Annotated in this window: 6 protein-coding genes and 1 pseudogene; 2 read left to right on the top strand and 5 right to left on the bottom strand. The window is 57.8% G+C overall.

Features of this window, described 5'->3' with window-relative positions; all coding sequences use genetic code 11:
- Nucleotides 1–201 precede the first annotated feature (201 nt).
- Genes H7993_RS14595 through H7993_RS14585 form a run of 3 tightly spaced genes read right to left on the bottom strand, consistent with a single transcriptional unit; the run spans nt 202 to nt 5,400 of the window.
- Nucleotides 202–1,671: an ATP-binding protein gene (locus H7993_RS14595; protein ID WP_185794816.1), complete on the bottom strand. Its 1,470-nt coding sequence runs from the start codon at nt 1,669–1,671 to the stop codon at nt 202–204.
- Entirely contained in the window at nt 1,671–3,005 is a 1,335-nt protein-coding gene (locus H7993_RS14590) for a restriction endonuclease subunit S (protein WP_185794815.1), read from the bottom strand. Before H7993_RS14590 ends, H7993_RS14595 begins: the two co-directional genes overlap by 1 nt.
- A 4-nt stretch (nt 3,006–3,009) precedes the next feature.
- Entirely contained in the window at nt 3,010–5,400 is a 2,391-nt protein-coding gene (locus tag H7993_RS14585) for a type I restriction-modification system subunit M (protein WP_185794814.1), read from the bottom strand.
- A 685-nt stretch (nt 5,401–6,085) separates the two neighbouring features.
- Between H7993_RS14585 and H7993_RS20970 the strand changes: the two are divergent.
- Together H7993_RS20970 and H7993_RS20965 are read left to right on the top strand one after the other, a co-directional pair.
- Nucleotides 6,086–7,264 (top strand): annotated as a pseudogene (locus tag H7993_RS20970) (methyl-accepting chemotaxis protein); the annotation flags it as partial.
- Entirely contained in the window at nt 7,247–8,119 is an 873-nt protein-coding gene (locus tag H7993_RS20965; protein ID WP_425312020.1) for a methyl-accepting chemotaxis protein, read from the top strand. The pseudogene H7993_RS20970 and the gene H7993_RS20965, both read left to right, overlap by 18 nt.
- Nucleotides 8,120–8,515: 396 nt before the next feature.
- Here the strand turns inward: H7993_RS20965 and H7993_RS14575 are convergent, their stop codons facing one another.
- Together H7993_RS14575 and H7993_RS14570 are read right to left on the bottom strand one after the other, a co-directional pair.
- Nucleotides 8,516–8,986 (bottom strand): hypothetical protein, encoded by a 471-nt coding sequence (locus tag H7993_RS14575; protein ID WP_185794813.1) that lies wholly within the window; start codon nt 8,984–8,986, stop codon nt 8,516–8,518.
- Nucleotides 8,986–18,471 carry a two-partner secretion domain-containing protein gene (locus tag H7993_RS14570; protein WP_185794812.1) on the bottom strand — a complete coding sequence of 3,162 codons (9,486 nt, stop codon included), beginning with the start codon at nt 18,469–18,471 and terminating at the stop codon, nt 8,986–8,988. Before H7993_RS14570 ends, H7993_RS14575 begins: the two co-directional genes overlap by 1 nt.

Below are 18,471 nucleotides of genomic sequence, written 5' to 3'. Positions count from 1 at the left end.
CTAGATCTATCTGCTCAGTCAAATGAGCGTTATTTCCAAAACCTTGAATCTACTGGGTTTTAGCGGTTTCCCCAGCGTCGCTGGCCGTCTCAGTCAAATGGCCGGCAAATGAGCGGCGCGCCGACAAGCGCCCAAAACCGGGCCTTTAGCCTGATCTGCCTGCGGCTAAGGGCGGGCCAGTCAAATGACCGTCAAATGAGATCAGGCCCAGCTCGGTACATAGCGATAGGTCTTGCGATTGGCCTTGGGGTCATAAAGGCGGATCAGACCTGCCTCGATGGTCTGCTTGATGATCCGGCTGGCCATGGCGCTATTACCTTCCTCAATCTGGAAACGCTCGCGCAGCGAGGTGTTGTTCATCGGCTCGCGGTTTACGTATTTCAGACAGCAGTGCTGGTAACAGGCGCGCACGCGGTCTTCTTGTTCCATGTCCCGGTAGTCCTTGTGGGCGAACAGCACCACGCGGGTGTGCTCGTCGGTCTGCTCGAAGATCGGGGCCGGCAGTTGGTAAAGCTCGGTCTGGGCTATCACCTTGTCGATGCCGCTGCCGCGTTCTTCACAGATGCCGATACGACGCATGAAAGAAGCCAGCACCTCGTTGCGGCTACGCGGCGGGCTATCGAGAAAACGCTGCGGGTCGACCAGCGGCACGCCGGGGTTGGTGATCTCCATGCGCCGCTCGAACAGCTCAATCATCGGCCCGGTGCCGCTCAGGTTGAAGTCCTGGTGGATGATGGCGTTAGCCACCAGCTCACGCAGGGCCAGTTCCGGGTACATCGGCACTTCCTGGCGGAAGGCCTTGCCGATTTCCTCGTTGGCCGGCAGCAGGGTTTTCAGTGTGTCGATCACCCCCTCGAAGCCCAGGGCATACCCCTTGTTGCCAGTGAGTTCGCGCAGGGTTTCCAGCTTGCCGTTGCCCTTGTAGTGGATCAGGCGTATGGCCTTGCGCCCTAGCGCAGGGAAGTCCTGCAGGCGCTTGGCGAACAGAATCGCGCCCAGGTTGCTGATATGCAATTGCCCGCTGTCGCTGCGCTGGATCATGCGGTCTGCCGCCAGTGCGGCGAGAATCGCCTCGCGACCCTCCGGCAGGGGCTGGTGAGTCAGGTCAAAGTAGGCCGAATAGTCGAGCAGCTTGAGCACCTGATCGACGCCGAGGTTCTGCGCGGCCAGTTGTTGCTCGAAGGGCACTCGGTCGAAGACGCGCCAGAGCGCCCGCTCCTTTTCCGGAAACTCGCGCAGCCTCTTCTTGTAGGAACCGACGCGGGTATATTCGACGCCGTCGAACTGCACCGGGGTATGGCTGGCCGCCTGAACTTCCAAAATCACCACTGGCTGGCCGTCAGCGGCGGCAAACTCGAAAAAACGGAAGTGGATCTTTGGCGCGGTTTTCTGCAGCAGCCAGCTTTCCAGCTCCTGTTGCTTGTAGCGGGTGGCCGAGGGTTTGAAGGCCGTGCCGATCACCGAATGGCTGGCGTCGTCGATGCCCCACAGCAGGTAACCATACTGCTTGCCCAGCAGGGCGGCGGCATTGGCCAGCGCCGAGATATATTCGCCAATCAGCGGCGCGTCATCGTTGCTCTGCTTGAACTCCACCCACTCGGTTTCCTGCGGCAGTGCGCACAGCTCACGCAACAGCGATTGCAGATAGCTCAGGTCGCGCTCCACGCTCATCAGGCGATCTCCCGTTCCTCGATCTCGGCTGGCTCCACCACACCTGGCACCTTGATCTTGCCGGTGACGGCGCTATTGATCAGGGTGGCTTTGTATTCCTTGAGCTTGGTGATTTGTTGTTGCAGCAGCTCGATACCTCTAGCAATAAGAGCGCTCTGTGCGTCCACATGAGCAACGATCTTTTCTTGCTCGCCCCTAGGAGGTAAAATCACTAAGGCATTTTTTACATCATCAAGCCCCAAACCTTGCTTGAGGCCGTACTGTTCGAGAAAGAAGTATGTCTGCCCAACAGCCGAATGAAGAGTAAGCGCTAAGTACCTAGGCACAACAGCCTCAACCGGCCGAATCAGTGCCAAATGTTGATTAATGTACACCTCTCGCCCATCAAAAAACTCGGCAATAGCGGCCTTCCCAGTTTTAGCGCCAGTAATACAGACAACTACATCATTGTTTCTTAGTCGTGTGCGCAGCCCTTCCGCACCAAGGCGGGGATTAACCCGAACTGCTGAGCCCCATTCAACGGCCATATCTTCATTAAGATTACCGCTCTGCAAAAAGTAAGCTCCGTTCTCAGAAAAGAAATCTGACCAACCTCTAGGCCCAGAGGTTATGAAGCTTGAGAGATGCTTAACTTTTTGCAAATCCCAGTGCGCAGGAATCTCGCCAATCCATTCGATACCGGAGTCCCGCATGGATGCATCAGGATTAAGGCCACGGGTTACGGCCTGCTGGATCAGTATCTGCTTGCGCTCTTTAAACCGTTCAATCTGGCGTTTCTTAAACTTAACTGCCTGATCTATCTGAGTGCATTTTTGGTCAAGAAATTTCGAAATGGACAACTGCTCTTCGAGAGGCGGATAGATCAGAAGACTATTTGAGATTTGATTGAAGCTAATGGTTTGTCTGACGCCAGCCCCCAACAGCTTCATAACCGCCACGTCATATCTGTGCAGCAAGTACTTGAAGTACTGTTTGTTTATATGCGCCACCTCTTTTAGAACGATATAGCCTGAGCTTACAACCACATCGATTTTTGATAAGGCTATTCGAAGGCTAGTCAAATCGTAATTGAGGTTAAGTGGATTGATTAAGAATTCACCTGACAAAACCTCTTGATAGGAATGCTTTGTGGAGTCAGTGATCATTTCATCACTTTTCTGGACAACCTCTCCGAAGCTTATTGCGCCACAAGAAAGCGCCATGTTGCTTATATACTTTTTTTCGCAAAACAAAGATTTCAGTCGAAGAACGACCCAGTGGTCGGGAATTTCGCCAATCCAGCCTTCACCTGAGTCGATATATTTTTCGTACTTTGGTGCGAGTAGAGAGTCCATCGGATTAGCTCCCCTGCATTATCGATACATCTATGCCCAGCACTGCGGCAATCAATCCCTCCGCCTGCTGCTCAAGCGCTACAATCTCCCGCGCAACCTCGTCCATGCTGCGCAGCGGCTGGTGCTTGTAGAAGTATTTGTTAAAGCTGATCTCGTAGCCGATCTTGACCGACTCCAGATTAATCCAGGCTTCCGCCACATGGGGCTGCACTTCGGCCTTGAAGAAGCGGTGGATGGAGTCGGCCAAAGGGACGCTTTCGCTGTCGCGCAGGTCGCTGTTGGATTCGTAGGTAAAGAACTCGCCGACCTTGCCGTTGGGGTAATAACCAAAATCGGGCAGGTCGGCCTCATTGCAGCCAAGACGTTCGAGAAGCACAGCCAACTCGGCGCGGTCGAATTTCTCCACCTTACGGATGACCTTGACGGAGTTTTCGTCGTACCAACTGACGGCATTGAGCAGCTGGTTGCGCTCGCTAGCGCCGAGCTTGATGCCGGCCTCGTTGTTCAGTTGCTTGAGCACCTTGTCCACCAGCTTGACGAACAGGTTGAAGTCGTCGTATTCATCGTAGCCTATAGCCTGCATAAGGTAGTTAGCCACGGTGACCAGCAAGGACTGTTTGGCCCAGGTTTCGAGATTCAGCAGCTTTTTGCGCTGTTTAGCATTGAGTTCCAGGCCTTGCTCTTCGCACCAGGCGAGAATGGTCTTCTCATGCTGGGCCAGGGCGTCGTCCTGGTACACCGCTTCGCCCCACTGCTGGTAAATCCACTGCATGGGTTCGCGCAGGGACTTGTCGAAGCGCAGGGTTTCAATGCGCTCGGCGCTGAACTGCGCCTTACGTCGGTCCGGCCGCTCGATGCTGACCTTGTGGTAGCCGAAGTCGCGGTTATCGAATACCTGCGCAGCAATGCCGTCACCGCCAGCAGGGCGGTCGATGCTGGCCAAATCGAGGTAGGTCTGGGTGATCAGCTCGATATGTTCGGGGGCGAATTCGCAGTTTTTGTTGCCGAGGTTTTTGCGCAGTTTGCGGTACAGCATGCTGGAGTCGATCAGTTGCACCTTGCCGCGGCGCGGTGCCGGTTTGTTGCTGGAAAGCAGCCAGATATACGTGGTGATGCCGGTGTTGTAGAACAGGTTGTTGGGCAGTTGGATGATGGCGTCGAGCAGGTCGTTCTCGATCAGGTAACGGCGGATATTGCTTTCGCCGCCGCCGGCGTCGCCGGTAAACAGGCTGGAGCCGTTGTGTACCGAGGCAATACGCGAGCCAAGGCCGCTCTCGCCTGGGGCTTTCATTTTGTTGACCATTTCCATCAGAAACAGCAACTGGCCGTCGCTGGAGCGCGGGGTGGCGTCCTGCATCTCGGCGTTGCCCCAGTAGTCCGCGAGGCTGACTTTGAAGCGCGGGTCGATTACGTCGCCGCCGTCCTTGATGAACTTCTGCTCGCTGGCCCAGCTCTTGCCGTAGGGCGGGTTGGACAGCATAAAGTCGAAGCGGCTGCCGGCAAATTCGTCCACCGAGAGGGTGGAGCCAGGGCGGATATGGGCGGGGTTGTTGCCCTTGATCATCATGTCCGACTTACAGATGGCATAGGTCTCGTCGTTGATTTCCTTGCCGTACAAATGGATATCTCGCTGAGTTTGCGAGTCCGGGTATTTCTCCTCGATGAAGTTCTGCGACTCGGTGAGCATGCCGCCGCTGCCGCAGGCTGGGTCATAGATGGTCATGACCGGGGGCAGGCGATCCCTAATCGGATCGAATACCAGGTGGGTCATCAGTTCAATCACTTCGCGCGGGGTGAAGTGCTCGCCAGCTTCCTCGTTGTTCTCTTCGTTGAACTTTCGGATCAGCTCCTCAAACACATAGCCCACACCCAAATTACTCAAGGCTGGCAGGCGGTTGCCTTGTGGGTCTTCATTGTCGTGCGGGGTAAGGTTGATGGTGCGAGAGGTGAACTTTTCCAGTACGTCGAGCAGCACGTCTTTGCTGGCCATGTGACGCATCTGCGACTTGAGGTTGAAGCGGCGGATGATGTCTTTGACGTTGTCGCTAAAGCCGTCCAGATATTCCTCAACGTTGCTCAGGAGGATTTGCTGGTTGTTGGTAGCAGTCTTCTGCAGTTGGCTTAGCGTCCACTTGCTAGTGTTGTAGAACACATAGCCGGAGGCCGCACGCAGCGCGCTGTCGTCCAGCTCTGTCTCGCTCATTTCACCTTGCTGAAAGGCAAGCTCTTCCATCACTTTAGCTTTGCTTGGCTCCAACAGGGCATCCAACCGGCGCAGCACCACCATCGGCAGGATGACGTCACGGTATTTGCCGCGCACATACACGTCGCGCAGACAGTCGTCGGCAATCGACCAGATAAACGAAACCAATTTGTTGTGGACCGCTTGGTTCAACTACAGATACTCCAAATCAAAGCGCTGAACGGCAGCGCTGCAAGGGCGGCTGTACCGCACCCATTTACAAGCTAAGGAGCGCATCTTAACCAATGCAACCACGCTTTTGGCAGCTGAGATAAGCAACGGGGCTTTCCCATTTTACAGGACCGACAGTTGCAACGGACAGCTAGAACGCATAGGGGCCGGGTATTTTGGGCTATTGTCGTGGTTCAAATACACCTCTATGACATCACCAGTAGAGCCCGCAAATGCCACAAATTTGCCACACTCACCCCGCTAACCGTGGCGAAAACACGCTAACCCCAGCTAACACAACCCATTGATTTCCCAGCTAATCCCCGCTAACGTATTGATTCTAAACGTCGACTTTTAGGACTCCGAAGGCAGGGGTCATGGGTTCGAATCCCGTCTGGTGCACCATCTTCTCCTTTTCGTCCAGCACGTCCTTGTGCTGCACGATCTCAGCTTGATCGCTTCAACCCCTCGCAGCCTTTCAAATCGTCTTCGCACCCAAAAGTGACGCACGCACATCGCAGACAAACGTCAGCATTCGTGTCTATGGTGCCAACACCCAACGGTGACGCTGTTGCTGCCATTTTGCAGGCGAGCAGTAGCTTCCTGGCGCCTCGACCGGCTCAATATTTATCTTTAAATATATTGAACTTTTCATGTTTCAAGCAGCATGTTAGAAAACCTTCTTTTTGTGAAAATCTTCGCTAAAGATTCCCTGTGCGCTGCCGATTGGATGAACGCAGCACTGGCATGGAGTAGCCGACCGGAGAAACTAAAACAGCGATTTCGAGAGGCTCACATGTTGAAAAGTGCTTTAACCAACTTAACGGTCAGATCGAAGTTAATACTTGGCTTCACACTAGTTATCATACTTACCGTATTGATTGCCTTGACTGGTTGGAGAGGCATCGCCTCATTGAGCGAGCGCAGCGAGCGTATATCGGATATCGCAAAACTGAGCACCTTGACGCGAGACATGCGCATTGCGCGGTTGGTCTACAGCCAAAGCTCGGATGACGCCAATGCCGCGAACTGGCTCGCTGCCTATGACAATCTCGATAACCACCTCACCTACCTCAATGCCGTACTGAACTCCGAACTCAATATTCCTCATGTGCGAACTGCAGCAGCCGCCATGAAGGAATACAAGGATCATTACAACAATATTGTCAATGCCACGCACGCGCGTGAGGACAGCAGAGTAGTGTTGGGCACCCATGCCGACAGTGTGGACGCAAAGTTGCGGCAGCTGAACGGGCGCGCCAACTCGTTGGACGGCGACGCCGCACAGCGCGACGCTGTCATGCGAGCCATCACGCTGTTTCAGAAGATGCGCTTCGATGTTCGCGGATACACTTACACACTGAAGCCCGACGCCCAGCAAATGGCTGTCGCTTCGATAACTGCGGCGTCCGACTACATGCAAAGCCTGACCACCTCAGGCCTTGATGCCAGCGCCGTCGCAGGCCTGTCAGATTCGATGGACAAGTACGCTGCCGCCATCGGTCAATTTTCGTCTGCCCAGGCCACCATCAATCAGGGGCAGGCGGGCATCACCAAGAACATCGAAATCCTGCTCGGTTCGGCCAACCAACTGGCGCAGAACCAGGTCGACCTGCGCCTTGCAGACGTCAATCAGGCCAACCGGATGTTGATTTTGTGGCTCACAGCAGCACTCGTCATGAGTGCACTGGCGGCGTGGATCATCACTCGCCTCATAGTCGTACCACTGCGCGACACACTGCAGTTGGCTGACCGTGTGGCCCGCGGTGATCTGACCCACAGTGAGCCAAGCACGCGCACGGACGAAATCGGCATGCTGCAGACCAGCATGTACCAGATGACCCTGAACCTGCGCCAGTTGATAGGCGGCTTGCGTGATGGCGTCACTCAGATCGCAGGCGCGGCCGAACAGCTTTCAGCCGTCACCGAGCAAACCAGCGCCGGGGTCAATAGCCAGCGCAGTGAAACCGATCAGGTAGCGACTGCCATGAATCAAATGGCGGCGACCGTTCAGGAAGTAGCGAAAAATGCAGAGCAGGCTTCGGATGCGGCAGTCAGCGCTTCCAAGGAAGTGCGCGAAGGCGATGCAGTGGTGTCCAAGGCGGTGCTTCAAATCGAAACGCTTGCGGCTGAAGTCGGTCGATCCAAAGTGGCCATGGATGAGTTGAAACAAGAGAGCAACAAAATCGGTGGCGTGCTCGACGTGATCAAGGCGGTTGCCGAGCAGACCAACTTGCTGGCACTCAACGCCGCCATCGAAGCCGCCCGCGCGGGCGAAGCCGGACGTGGGTTTGCCGTGGTCGCCGATGAAGTCCGAAGTCTCGCCCAACGTACTCAGACTTCCACCGAAGAAATTGCCACCCTGATCGACGGTTTGCACAGCCGAACCGCACAAGTAGCGACCACCCTGGAAAACAGCCGCCTGCTGACGGATGACAGCGTTGCCTTGACCCGTGATGCGGGCACCTCCATAGGCAACATCAGCCGCTCCATTGCAACCATCGAATCAATGAACCAGCAGATAGCCGCCTCTGCCGAAGAGCAGAGCGCAGTGGCTGAAGAAATCAACCGCAGCGTGATCAATGTCCGGGACATCTCCGAGCAGACAGCGTCGGCAAGTGAAGAAACGGCATCGTCCAGTGTTGAACTGGCACGACTGGGTGTGCATTTGCAGGGGCTGATGAGTAAGTTTGTTTTGTGATGCGGGGTGTTGGAAGGGTCGTAGATTGAGGCGCACAGCCCCAGGTGAAAGCTTGGGGCTAATTGCCCGGCATATTCTATACTTGAAGCATTCTGGCCCCTTACGCCCCCCTTATATGCAGTCAAGAAAGGCTCAAATAACTTACATCAGAACAGTTTGTAAAACGTAAGCCACCTACGCCGCCCGCTCCTTTTCGCACGATCACTCACTGAGTTTCAGCTAGACATTATTAGCCTTACCCTCACAATGGCCCTAATGCATTGCCAGTAAAATATCTACCATCAATATCTACTACTGGCTCAAGCCGGCCATAGAATCTTTTTATGTTGATCCTCCACCTTTAGGTAAAGGGCCACATTGTCAGCGCCGAAACTAGCAGCCCCACCTTTTGCACCACTAACTCACCGAGTTAAGGCGTACCCCCTCACCGGTCATTATTTCCTCTGGAATCTCATCGTAGACAAAAAGCTCATCACCCAAGTTTAAAATGCATAGGCAAAAACCGTTATCAAACGAGAGGACAACACCTATCACTACATCTTCTGCTGAGGTCTGCACGAGCGATGCTGAAATTAACCTACTTCCTACAACATCGGAGAAATGAATGTCACCCGAGATGCAAAAAATATCGAGCCTACCGTATTCACCTAAATCGCAGCTTGAAATCGGATTCAAAGAAAAACAGAGAGAAGTACCATCAGACCCGCCATATAGCTTTCCCATTTGAGAATTTTCGAATAGAAGCCCTACTTCTTGTGGGGCAGAATCTCGTTCGAAAGAGAAAACATGAAATAGAGCATTGACTGACAGTAGTTTCTTCCCGAACACTGTTAAAAGCCAGGTATTTATAGGGCCAGTAAAGGTCATTACTTGACGCCTCCCTTCAACGCGCTCTGTACAGATGGATTCTGAGTTACCCCATCCTTCAGGATAGTAACGAACGACCCATCAGGCTTTGTAACAACTACATCATTACCCTTAATTCTGAAAAACACATTACCCCGAGCACCATTTGCTCCTTGCCCGGCAAATGTCCCAGCAATTACCTTTTGAGGATTACCGCCAACGTCATGAATTTTCTCGAGTACCATTTTACGATCTGCTGGGTTAGCCGCGTTACCGCCAAAATCTTCAACGTGCTTACCGAGTTTTTTACCTAACTGCTTCGAATCTATCTTAAACGCCGTACCGGCGCCTACACCATTTGCCGGAGTAGATGTGGAACCAGGTTTAGGGAGGAGACCGGGCACCCCTCCTTTCGCTCCACCCGCACTACCCCTACCCCCCTTCCCCCCAACCGCCATTGACGCCGCTACCACCATAGCGTCGCGAATCATCTCCTTCCGGGCGTCGCTGAACCCTAGCCGGTTTTGCAGCTCCTGCACAACCGAATCGACCTTGGCGCCCGCCGTGACCTGTGCCAGGGCGTTTTGAACCTCATGGTTCTCGGCCAGCAGAAGCGAAAAAACGTGCTGAGCATCCGGAGCCACAGCCGTGGAGGCGAGGTCTTTAAGCTGCTCTGCTCTGGCCTGAGCATTGGCCACCATCGACGAGGTGGTGACACAAGAGTCAGGGTTAGCAGCGCAAGACTGGAACGCTGCAATTTCCTGCTCACGGCTCAGCCTCACAAACTTTTGAAGAACATCCTCGGAGCAACCACCGTCTTTGGCGGCGCAGGCGTTGAGCTCTTTGGCTGCGCGCGTGAGGTCGCTGTGGTTCAGGTGGTTGTATTGCGTGGCTGTCGCTGCAATGTCGGCTGCGACCTGCGGATCGCCGCCTGTCACCACGCTGGACAGCAGGCCTACCACATTCGACATGGCCAGCAGAGTAACCTTGGCCTGTTCGGCGCCCCCTTTGCCGGGCTCATAGCCTTCTGGCATGACCAGGTCCGCCAGGTAGCTGACCATGGCTTCATTCGCGCCACCGGCCAGGGCACCAGTCTTGAAGTCCTCGCCCATGGCCAATGCCTTCATGCCGCCCAACAGGGCGTGCGCCGCGACCTTGCTGGGGCTACCTTCAACCATCGCAGAGTTGCCGAGGGCGGTTGCACCTTGGGCGCCCGCAGCAGTGATCAGTGCGCTGACCATGCTGCTTGCAAAGTTGTCGCTGAGGCTGCCACCGGTGATCGCTGTCTTGGCCAGTGAGTCGGCACCGGCTTTGGCAGCGACCATACCGGCACTCTCCGCGTTGAAGCCGAGCTGGGTGGGGTCGTAGCCCAGCTGACCTGCAATGCCAGCGCTGGTAGCAGCGAGTGCATACCCTTTGAGGCTGTTACTGTTGAAGGTATCGCTGAGCGTATCGCTGACGTTGCCTTTGTTGTTGATGGCGCTGACGGTTGCTGTACTTGCCATGGACGTAAGCGCGGCAGTCGCTGCCATATTGCCCAGCCCTGCAGAAGCGGTAGCAGTGGCTGCGGCCATGGTGCCGGTGGAAGAAGCGCCCAATGCGGTTCCGGCTGAGGCAGCGGCGCCGCTGGCAACTCCTGCGGTGAGAACCGACACGATGATCACGATGGCCAAAATCGCCCCTTGGCCCAGTCCAGAGTGCCCATACTTGAACGACTCGTGCACTTCCTTGATCTGCTGCCAGTTCACATCCCCGCGTGCCTCTGCCTCTTTCAACCAGGCCAATTGAGGGTCCGCCTGGACCATGGTGTCGATCGTCTGGCTGACGGTGTTCTGATCGATATGCTTGATATCGATATTCAGGCCTTCGGTAGCTTTGATTGCCAAGGTTCCTTGCGCAACCAACTCACTCTGCCGCACCGTCTCATCAGTCCTGCCCTTGCCCCCCATGGACATCCAGGCAAGATCACTGCTGCTCTTCTCGTGGCTCTCCTGCTTGAGATCTTTCACTCCCTCGAAATCAACGGCGCCGCCGCTGTCCAGGGTCAGGTCCTTGCCGCTTTCCAGTTTGGCGACCTGATACTTTTGATCGCCGCCGCTTTCCAGGGTGAGGTTGCCACCGGTCTTGATTTCGGTGCCCACGTTGGTAACGGTGGTCGTCTCGTCGCGCTGGGTCTGTTTGCTGCCCAGGCTGCCCTTTTTCTTTTTGTCGTAAAGGGAATAGTCGCTGTCTTGAGCGGCCAGCAGTTCCAGGTTTTCACCGGCGTACAGGTAGGCTTCGTCGCCTGCCGTGATACGGCTGGAGACCAGGGCCATGTCCCTGCCCGCCGTCAGGGCGATGTCGCCGCCTGCATCGAGCGAAGTGCCGATCTGGCTGACGTGATCTTCCTGTGCAGTGACCTTTTTGGTTTTGGAATAGGTGTGCTGTTCGTCTGCCGCGGAACTCAGCGTGAGATCACCGACGGCTGCCATGGCGATATTGCGTTTGGCGTCGATGTCGCTGGCAATGGCCGTCAGGTCACGACCGGCGGTGGCGATGACGTCCCGGCCTGCGGCGAGGCTGGAGCCGTGCTGGATGACAGAACTGCTGTGGGCTTTGCGGCCGAGGTCATTGCTTTCAGCCTGCTGGGCTGAGGCGAAGTTGATATCTCGACCGGCGGCCAGTGTCAGGTCGTTGCCAGCTTGCGACACGCCACCCACATTATTGACATCACGCCCCGCCCACACGCTCAGATCATTCGCCGCCTCGATCCGAGCGGCCGTGTCCGCGAAGTCCCTGCGTTCGCTGCGGTAGCCGCCACTGCTTTGATGGCTGGTCACCGTGCGCTCGTTGATCACGTCGCCGTTGACGGCGGTCAGGCTCACGTCGCGACCGGTGATCACGCCACCGGCCTTGTTGACGAGGGTGTTGCCCGTCAGCAGGTCGAGTCGGTTACCGGCCTGCACCAGGCCGCTGTTGACCAGGTTGTTGCCGGCGCTGGCGCTAAGGTTGTTGCTGGCTTTGAAGGTGCCTGCGTTGGTGAGATCGTTACCGGAAACCAGGTTGACGTCGCGGCCGGCGACCAGCGCGCCGTTGGGGCCGAGGCGGTTGTTGGCATGAGCCAGGTACAGCACGGGCACCAGCACGTTTTGGCCGTTGGCCTTGTACTCTTCCAGCCAGACGATGTCGTGGGTCAGTGCTGCGACTTGCGCCGAGGTCAGCGTGGTGCCTACCGACAGGTTGAGCTGTTGCTTACTGGCGATGGCGTTGTTCATCAGGTACTTGAACAGCGCTTCGTCGGAGTGCTGGCCGTCGATGAAGCGTTGGCCGGTGCGGGCGACTAGGGCCTGCTGGATCAGCTTCTGCTCGTAGAATCCGTCGCCCAGGCGCTTGGCGCTTTCGTCCGGGTTGTAGCCCAGGCCTGCCAGCAGGTAGTCCGAGCTCAGAAATTGCTTGAGGTCGGTGAGTGCCGGATTGGTTTCGATCAGGTATTTGTGTGGTTGTGAAGTACGCTGCGCATCGGGCAGACCCTGAGCGCGGTTGATGGTGACTGGAATCCCTTCCCCGGCGCGACCGGGCGACGATGCATCCGTCACTGTCGAGCCGCCAGCGCCGGAGACGGGGCCGAGTACGTTATCGATGTTCGGAGCCTGGTGAGAGGCAACGTGAACGTCGGAATTGATGACGTCGAAGGGAACTCTGCCCTCTACCTGAGGGGTACGGCCCTGGCTTATATCGGCGGTCTGGGTGCGCTGGGCCACATCGATGCTGGCGCTTCCAAGTGTCCAGTGTTGCGGGCCGCTATCGGTCTGTTTGGCAGCACTGTCCGTGGCGGGTCGGTCACTGAGGCGGAACAAGCCGTTTTGCCCGGTGGGGAGACTGAAGCCTGACAGGGCCAGCGGGTTGATCTGTTGTTGGGCGAGATCAGGAGGCAGTTGCGCGTCGAGACTGACCCGAGTGCTGAAATCGCTGCCTGAAGCACCGGTGTCGGTGCGGGTGCCGCTGCCGACGTAGTGGTAGTCGTTGCGTACTACGCTGTTGTCGAAGTTGTTCTGGGTGGTGATGTTAACGTCGCCGATCGCTTGAATGACCGCCGCATAGCCTTGATCGCTGGTCGACAGTTGGGTCACACGGGCGAACTCCGGGAGCTCGGTCTCGGTGTAGGCCAGGAAGTTGCTGATACCCGCTTCCAGACCGCTCAGGTTATTGACGTCGTACCGAGCACCTTCAAGCCAGTAGTGCTCGTTGAAGGCATTGGCTTCCGAAAGCAGCCCGCTGGCACCTCGCTGGCGGCTGGTGCGGAAGGTCCGCACGTATTCGGTATCGCCCGTTTCAATGCCGCGGTTGAACACGTTGGCGACCGAGGCGCTGAGGTTGCCACCCGTGGCAATGGTGCTGCTCTGGTTGAGCAGGTCGCCGCCGTCGAAACTCAGGCTGCCGCCTGCGGTGATGCTCGATGCCTGGCTCGCCTCGGTGACTTCCAGCTTTTGGCGTTCCAGAACTTCGAAGACGAAATTGCGTTTACCAGAGCAGTCGCCGGCGTTGACGCCCTCGACACAGGCCACTTGGTAGATCTTGCCGGTATAGATGCCAGCGTCATTGGCCGTGAGTACTGCGCGCACGTTTTCGATGGTGCTGGCAGCCAGGCTCATGCTGCCGTCACTTTGCAGCGTCGAAGAGCTGTTGCGAATCAGGCTGGCATGGCCGCCACTGCCGTCGCGATCAATACGCAGATTGGCCAGGCTGTAGACGTCGGCGTAACGGTTGGTGAAGCTGTCGACCTGCAAGCCCATGTCACCGCCGCTGAAGAGCAGTCCCCGCTCGTTGAGCAAGGTGCCGGTCTTGAGCGTGAGGGATTGGGCACTGCCGAGGGTGCCGTAGTTGTCGATGTTGCCGGCCGTGATCCCGGCGGCGTCCACAGAAGTGATGCGACCCTGATTGAACAAGGTACCGCCGATGCTTAGCGACAGGTCACCGTTACTGGCCAGCTTGCCCTCGTTGCTCCAATTGGCGCCTTCACCGCGCAGGCTCTGCGAAGCGAGCAGCTGGCCGCTGGCGGTCTGGTGAAAGTTGCCGACCTTGATGGTCAGGCGCCCGGCTTGCAGCACGCCGCTGTTAGTCCAGCTGTCGGCATTGAGGGTGAAGCCACCACGGGTGACCAGGCTGCCACCAGCGGCGGTGACGTTGGCGCTGGAGATATTGAATTCACCCAGGCCTACGTGCAGCAGAGAGCCGTTGGTATTGCGGAAGCTGCCCGCGTCGATCGTCAGATCGGCGTTCGCAATCTCGATCACGCCACCCTGGTTATCCAGTACACCGCCCACGCGATACACCGAGGCCCCGTGTGTGCCGAATGCACGCACGGTGCCGCCCTGGTTATCGAAGTCAGCGGCAGTGATGTCGAAGGATGAGTCGCTTTCGATGATGCCGAACGGATTCATCAGCGCGCCGCCTAAAGCGAAACGTACGCGGCCTCCGGCAATTTGGCCCGCGTTGGTGGCGGTGTTGCCGGTCACGTCGATCAGACCTTTGGCATACAGCCCGCCTGCGCGGTTGTTGAAGTGGACGGCGGTGATGCTGGCGTCGCCGCTTTGCGCGACGATGCGGCCATTCTGGTTGTCGAGCCCGGCCAGGGCCAGCAAGGTCAGGCGTTCGCCTTGAAGGGTACCTTGGTCGTTGAGCAGACCGCCAGCCATGCGCACCTCTAGAGCCCCTCGCAGGCTTGAGAGGATGCCGCCGCGATTGTCCAGGCTACCGGCCCCAAGTATCAGGTCGTCATTTTGGGTGATAAGACGACCGTTGGCGTTGTCGATCGCGCCACTGATTTGCAGGGTCAGGCCAGTTTGGCTGCGCACGACGCCCCCGCTGTTTTCCAGCGCATCAGCACTGAGGCTGACGACGCCGTTCTGGCTGTAGATCAAACTGTCGGGGTGGCTCTGCTCGCTGCCACTGGCGTCGAGGGTCAGTTGATCTAGCAGAGCCAGTGGCCTTGGGTTGGGGTTGTCCAAGCTGCTGGCGAACAGGCTGCGCAGGTTATGCCTGACCATCTGCCCATCGTGGTTGTCGATGTTTGGGGCGTGTTGAATGCGTGGGGGTCTGCTGCTGGCGAGTTTGCGCTGAGCATTGATCAAAGTGCCCAGCAGTTCGAGGGTAATGTTACCGTTGCTGGCCAATTGGCCGCCGGTATTGTCCAGCTCCTTGCCGGTCAAACTCAATGTCTGCTGGCTATTGACGATCCCGGCACGGTTGCTCAGGTCGGTGGCATGGACAGTCAGCTCCGCGCCACTGTCGATCAGGCCGCCTTGGCTGTTGTCGAGTGAGTCGTGCACTGAAAGGCTTTGGCCAGCGCTGCTGCTCAAAATGCCGCCTTGGCTGTTGTCCAGGCTGGCACTGTCGATGTCGAGACGTCCGCCACTGGCCAACGCTCCGACGTTGCTGTTGAGCAGCGCCCCGCTCAGACTGACCGTCAGGTTGCCGCTGCGGCTGGAAACGGTGCCGTTGTCGCGGTTGTCCAGGCTGCTGCCCTGCAGATTCACACCCTGCCAACCGGACAGTAGGCCATTACGGTTGATGATGGCGCCGCTGATGACGGACAGCTGGCCGCTGCTGATGATTTTGCCAGCACGGTTGTCGAGCTGCGCACTGGCCAGGGTGTAACCCTGATTGCTGGAGATCTCGCCGTTGCGATTGTCGACGGCGCCGATGCGGTTGAAGGTCAGAGGGCCTTCGCCGTTGATCAAGCCGACGCTGTTGTTCAGCGTGCCACCATTGAGATCCAGACGCACAGCGTGGTTGCCGAGCAAATGGCCGCCTTGGTTGTCGAGGTCGGCGCTGTGAATGTCCAGCACGGTTGCAGCGTTGATCAGGCCATTGTTGCGGTTGAGCAGGCTGCCCTGGCTGGTCATGTTCAGATCGCTGCGGCTGGTGAGCACGCCTTCGCTGTTATCCAGGCTACCGACCTGCACGCTGAGTGCGGCGGCGGCAATCTGGCCTTTGAGGTTGGCCAGGGCTCGCTCGATGTGCAGGGTCAGGGTGTGGTTGCTGAGCAGCTTGCCGGCGTTGTTGTCCAAGCTGCGGGCATTGAGCGTGAAGGCCTGGCCGCTGGAAATTTCACCGCCCTGGTTGTACACGGCACCGACGTTGCGCAAGCTTAATTCCGGTGCGTTGAGCAGGCCTTGTCGGTTATCGAGGTCGGCGCCGTTGAGGTCCAGCGTCAGGGCGCTGTTGCTGAAAAACTGCCCCGCCCGCGTGGCAAGACCTTGCAGGCTGGCAGTCAAGGCCAGTTGGCTACCAATACGACCGCTGAGGTTACTGACCTGCTGTGCGCTCAGCTCGAGGGTGTTGGCACTGCTGACCAACCCGCCATCGTTGTTGAAAGCTCCGGTTGTCAGGTTTACTGCGCCCTTGCCGCTGATGCTGCCGCCCTGTCCGTTGTCCAGGCTGGTGCTGAAGAGGGTCAAGCCTTCATCAGTGACCAGTTCGCCACCACGATTGAGGATCAGGCCGCGACTTTCGAGGGTCAACAAGCCTGCACTGGACAGGCTGCCGCCACTGTTGTCGAGGCTGCTGGCACGCAGGTGCACAGTGCCTTCGCTGCTGATCAGACCTTGCCGGTTAGTGGCCGAACCGGTGAGCGAGACGTCAATGTTGCCGGGACTCAGCAAGCGCCCGCCGCTGTTGTCCAGGCTACCGGCGTGCAGGCCGATGCCCGTCTTGCCGGACAGCAGGCCCTTGGCGCGATTTAGAACATCGACGTAGGCGAGAGTAAGGGAGCCTTGCGCCAGCACCTGGCCGGCATCTTCGTTGTTGAGCCGGTTACCGGATAGCTCGATGTCAGCCTGCGAAGACAATTCACCGCCACGGTTATCCACAGTGTCGACGTGAAGTTTCAAAGTTCTGAGTGCCGCCACCAAACCGTTCTGGCGGTTGTCGAGTCGCGCGCCCGCAAGCAGGAGCGCGCCTTCGGCGATCAATTTGCCGTTCTGGTTATCCAGCCCTGCTGTACGAACTTCGACGTCTTGCTTGCCGGCGATCTCACCTTCACGGTTGTCGATGCCGGCTGCTTGCACACGCAGCAGTTGGTCGCCGATCAAGGTCCCGGCGCGGTTGTCGAATAGGCCGCTGGAGCTGATATCAACCGTACCATGGCTGCTGAGCAGACCTTGCCGATTGTTCAGGCTCGCGCTTTGCAGGGTCAAGTTGCGGGCCGCTATCCGGCCTTTGCGGTTGTCCAGGTTATGCGTGCGCAGGTCAAGACGGGTGCTGCTCAGCGTGCCGTTGCGGTTATCGACGTCACCTGCGCTGACGAGCTTCAGGTTACGGCTGGCGATCACGCTGTTGCGGTTGTTGAAAGCTTGCGCATCGATGCGTACGTCGCCTCGAGCGTTGCGACTGTTGTCTGCATTGACCCCGGCTTCGATGATGCCGCTGTTGGTCAACTGCCCGCCGCTGCTCAGGGTGATGCTGTCGCGGGCGGTCAGGTTGTCGCTGACGGTCAGGTTGCCACGGGTCTGCGCCCGCAACTGGCTGCCTGCGTAGACTGGCCCTTGGGCGTCGAGGCTTTGCGCCGTAACGTTCACGGCGCCGCTGGCTGCCGCCTGGGCCAGGCTCAGGTGACCGTTGGCGTCGAGCTGGATGTCGCCGGCGCTGGCCGCTAGATGACCGGCCAGCTTCACCCCGACGCCGGCTTCGGTGCCCACCAGCTTGATCGCACCGGCATACATGCCACCCAGCGCGGAACTGTCGATGGCCAATTGCGGCTTGGCCGAGCCGTCATCGCCACGGGCGGTGGCCTGCAGGGTCGCGGCATCAACATCGTTGCGCCCTGCGACGATGGCGAGATTGCCAGCGTTGATCCGCGCATTGATCTGGGCCGAGCGGGTGATGATCTCGAAACCATCGACATTGCTGGCGTTCAGGCCCTGGCCGTCGATGGAGATCGCACCGCCATCGACCTGATAGCGCTGCACCCGGCCCTTCTCGACGATCGGCTTGCCGGTGGTCAGGGTCACCTGCTGGGTGTTGATGAAGCCGCAACCATTGCACGTTATGCCATAGGGGTTGGCGACAATGACCTTGGCCGACTGACCGGCGACTTCGGTATAGCCACGCAGCTGGCTGGAATTGCCGCCGGTGACTTCGTTGAGAATGACGTTGGCGGCGGAGCCTGCCAGGTTCGGATTGCCAACGATGATGCCGCCCAGCTGAGTGTGCTGGGTGCGGCCGGTGGCGTTGTTGAGGATTACGCCCTGGCTGCCGACGTTGTAATCCTTGTACTGGTTATGGGACAAGCCTGAGGAATTGGGTGTGGCAATGTTGACGATCGGCACACCGTTGCCGGCCTGTTGCAGGCCGGTGCCTGGACCACTCACCACGATGCCTTCGGCTTGCGCCCACAGCGGTTGCCAGAACATGACGTTGGCCAGCAGTAACGCCAGCGCGCGCTTGGGCAAGCCGCAGAATTGCTCACGGGGCTGAATTCGGGCCGAAGCTTGTCGGGCCAGAAAAGCGAACTGGCGAACGTCCAT

The organism is Pseudomonas baltica (genome assembly GCF_014235765.1).
In the GTDB taxonomy this organism is placed as follows: Bacteria; Pseudomonadota; Gammaproteobacteria; order Pseudomonadales; family Pseudomonadaceae; genus Aquipseudomonas; species Aquipseudomonas baltica.
Note: the sequence above shows the minus strand (reverse complement) of the source record. Positions and strands in the feature narration are given on the sequence as shown.

Excerpts from the sequence above, each read along its gene's own strand:
- H7993_RS14595 (WP_185794816.1), bottom strand. The coding sequence starts at position 1,671 with ATGAGCGTGGAGCGCGACCTGAGCTATCTGCAATCGCTGTTGCGTGAG.
- H7993_RS14590 (WP_185794815.1), bottom strand. The coding sequence starts at position 3,005 with ATGGACTCTCTACTCGCACCAAAGTACGAAAAATATATCGACTCAGGT.
- H7993_RS20965 (WP_425312020.1), top strand. The coding sequence starts at position 7,247 with ATGTACCAGATGACCCTGAACCTGCGCCAGTTGATAGGCGGCTTGCGT.
- H7993_RS14575 (WP_185794813.1), bottom strand. The coding sequence starts at position 8,986 with ATGACCTTTACTGGCCCTATAAATACCTGGCTTTTAACAGTGTTCGGG.
- H7993_RS14570 (WP_185794812.1), bottom strand. The coding sequence starts at position 18,471 with ATGGACGTTCGCCAGTTCGCTTTTCTGGCCCGACAAGCTTCGGCCCGA.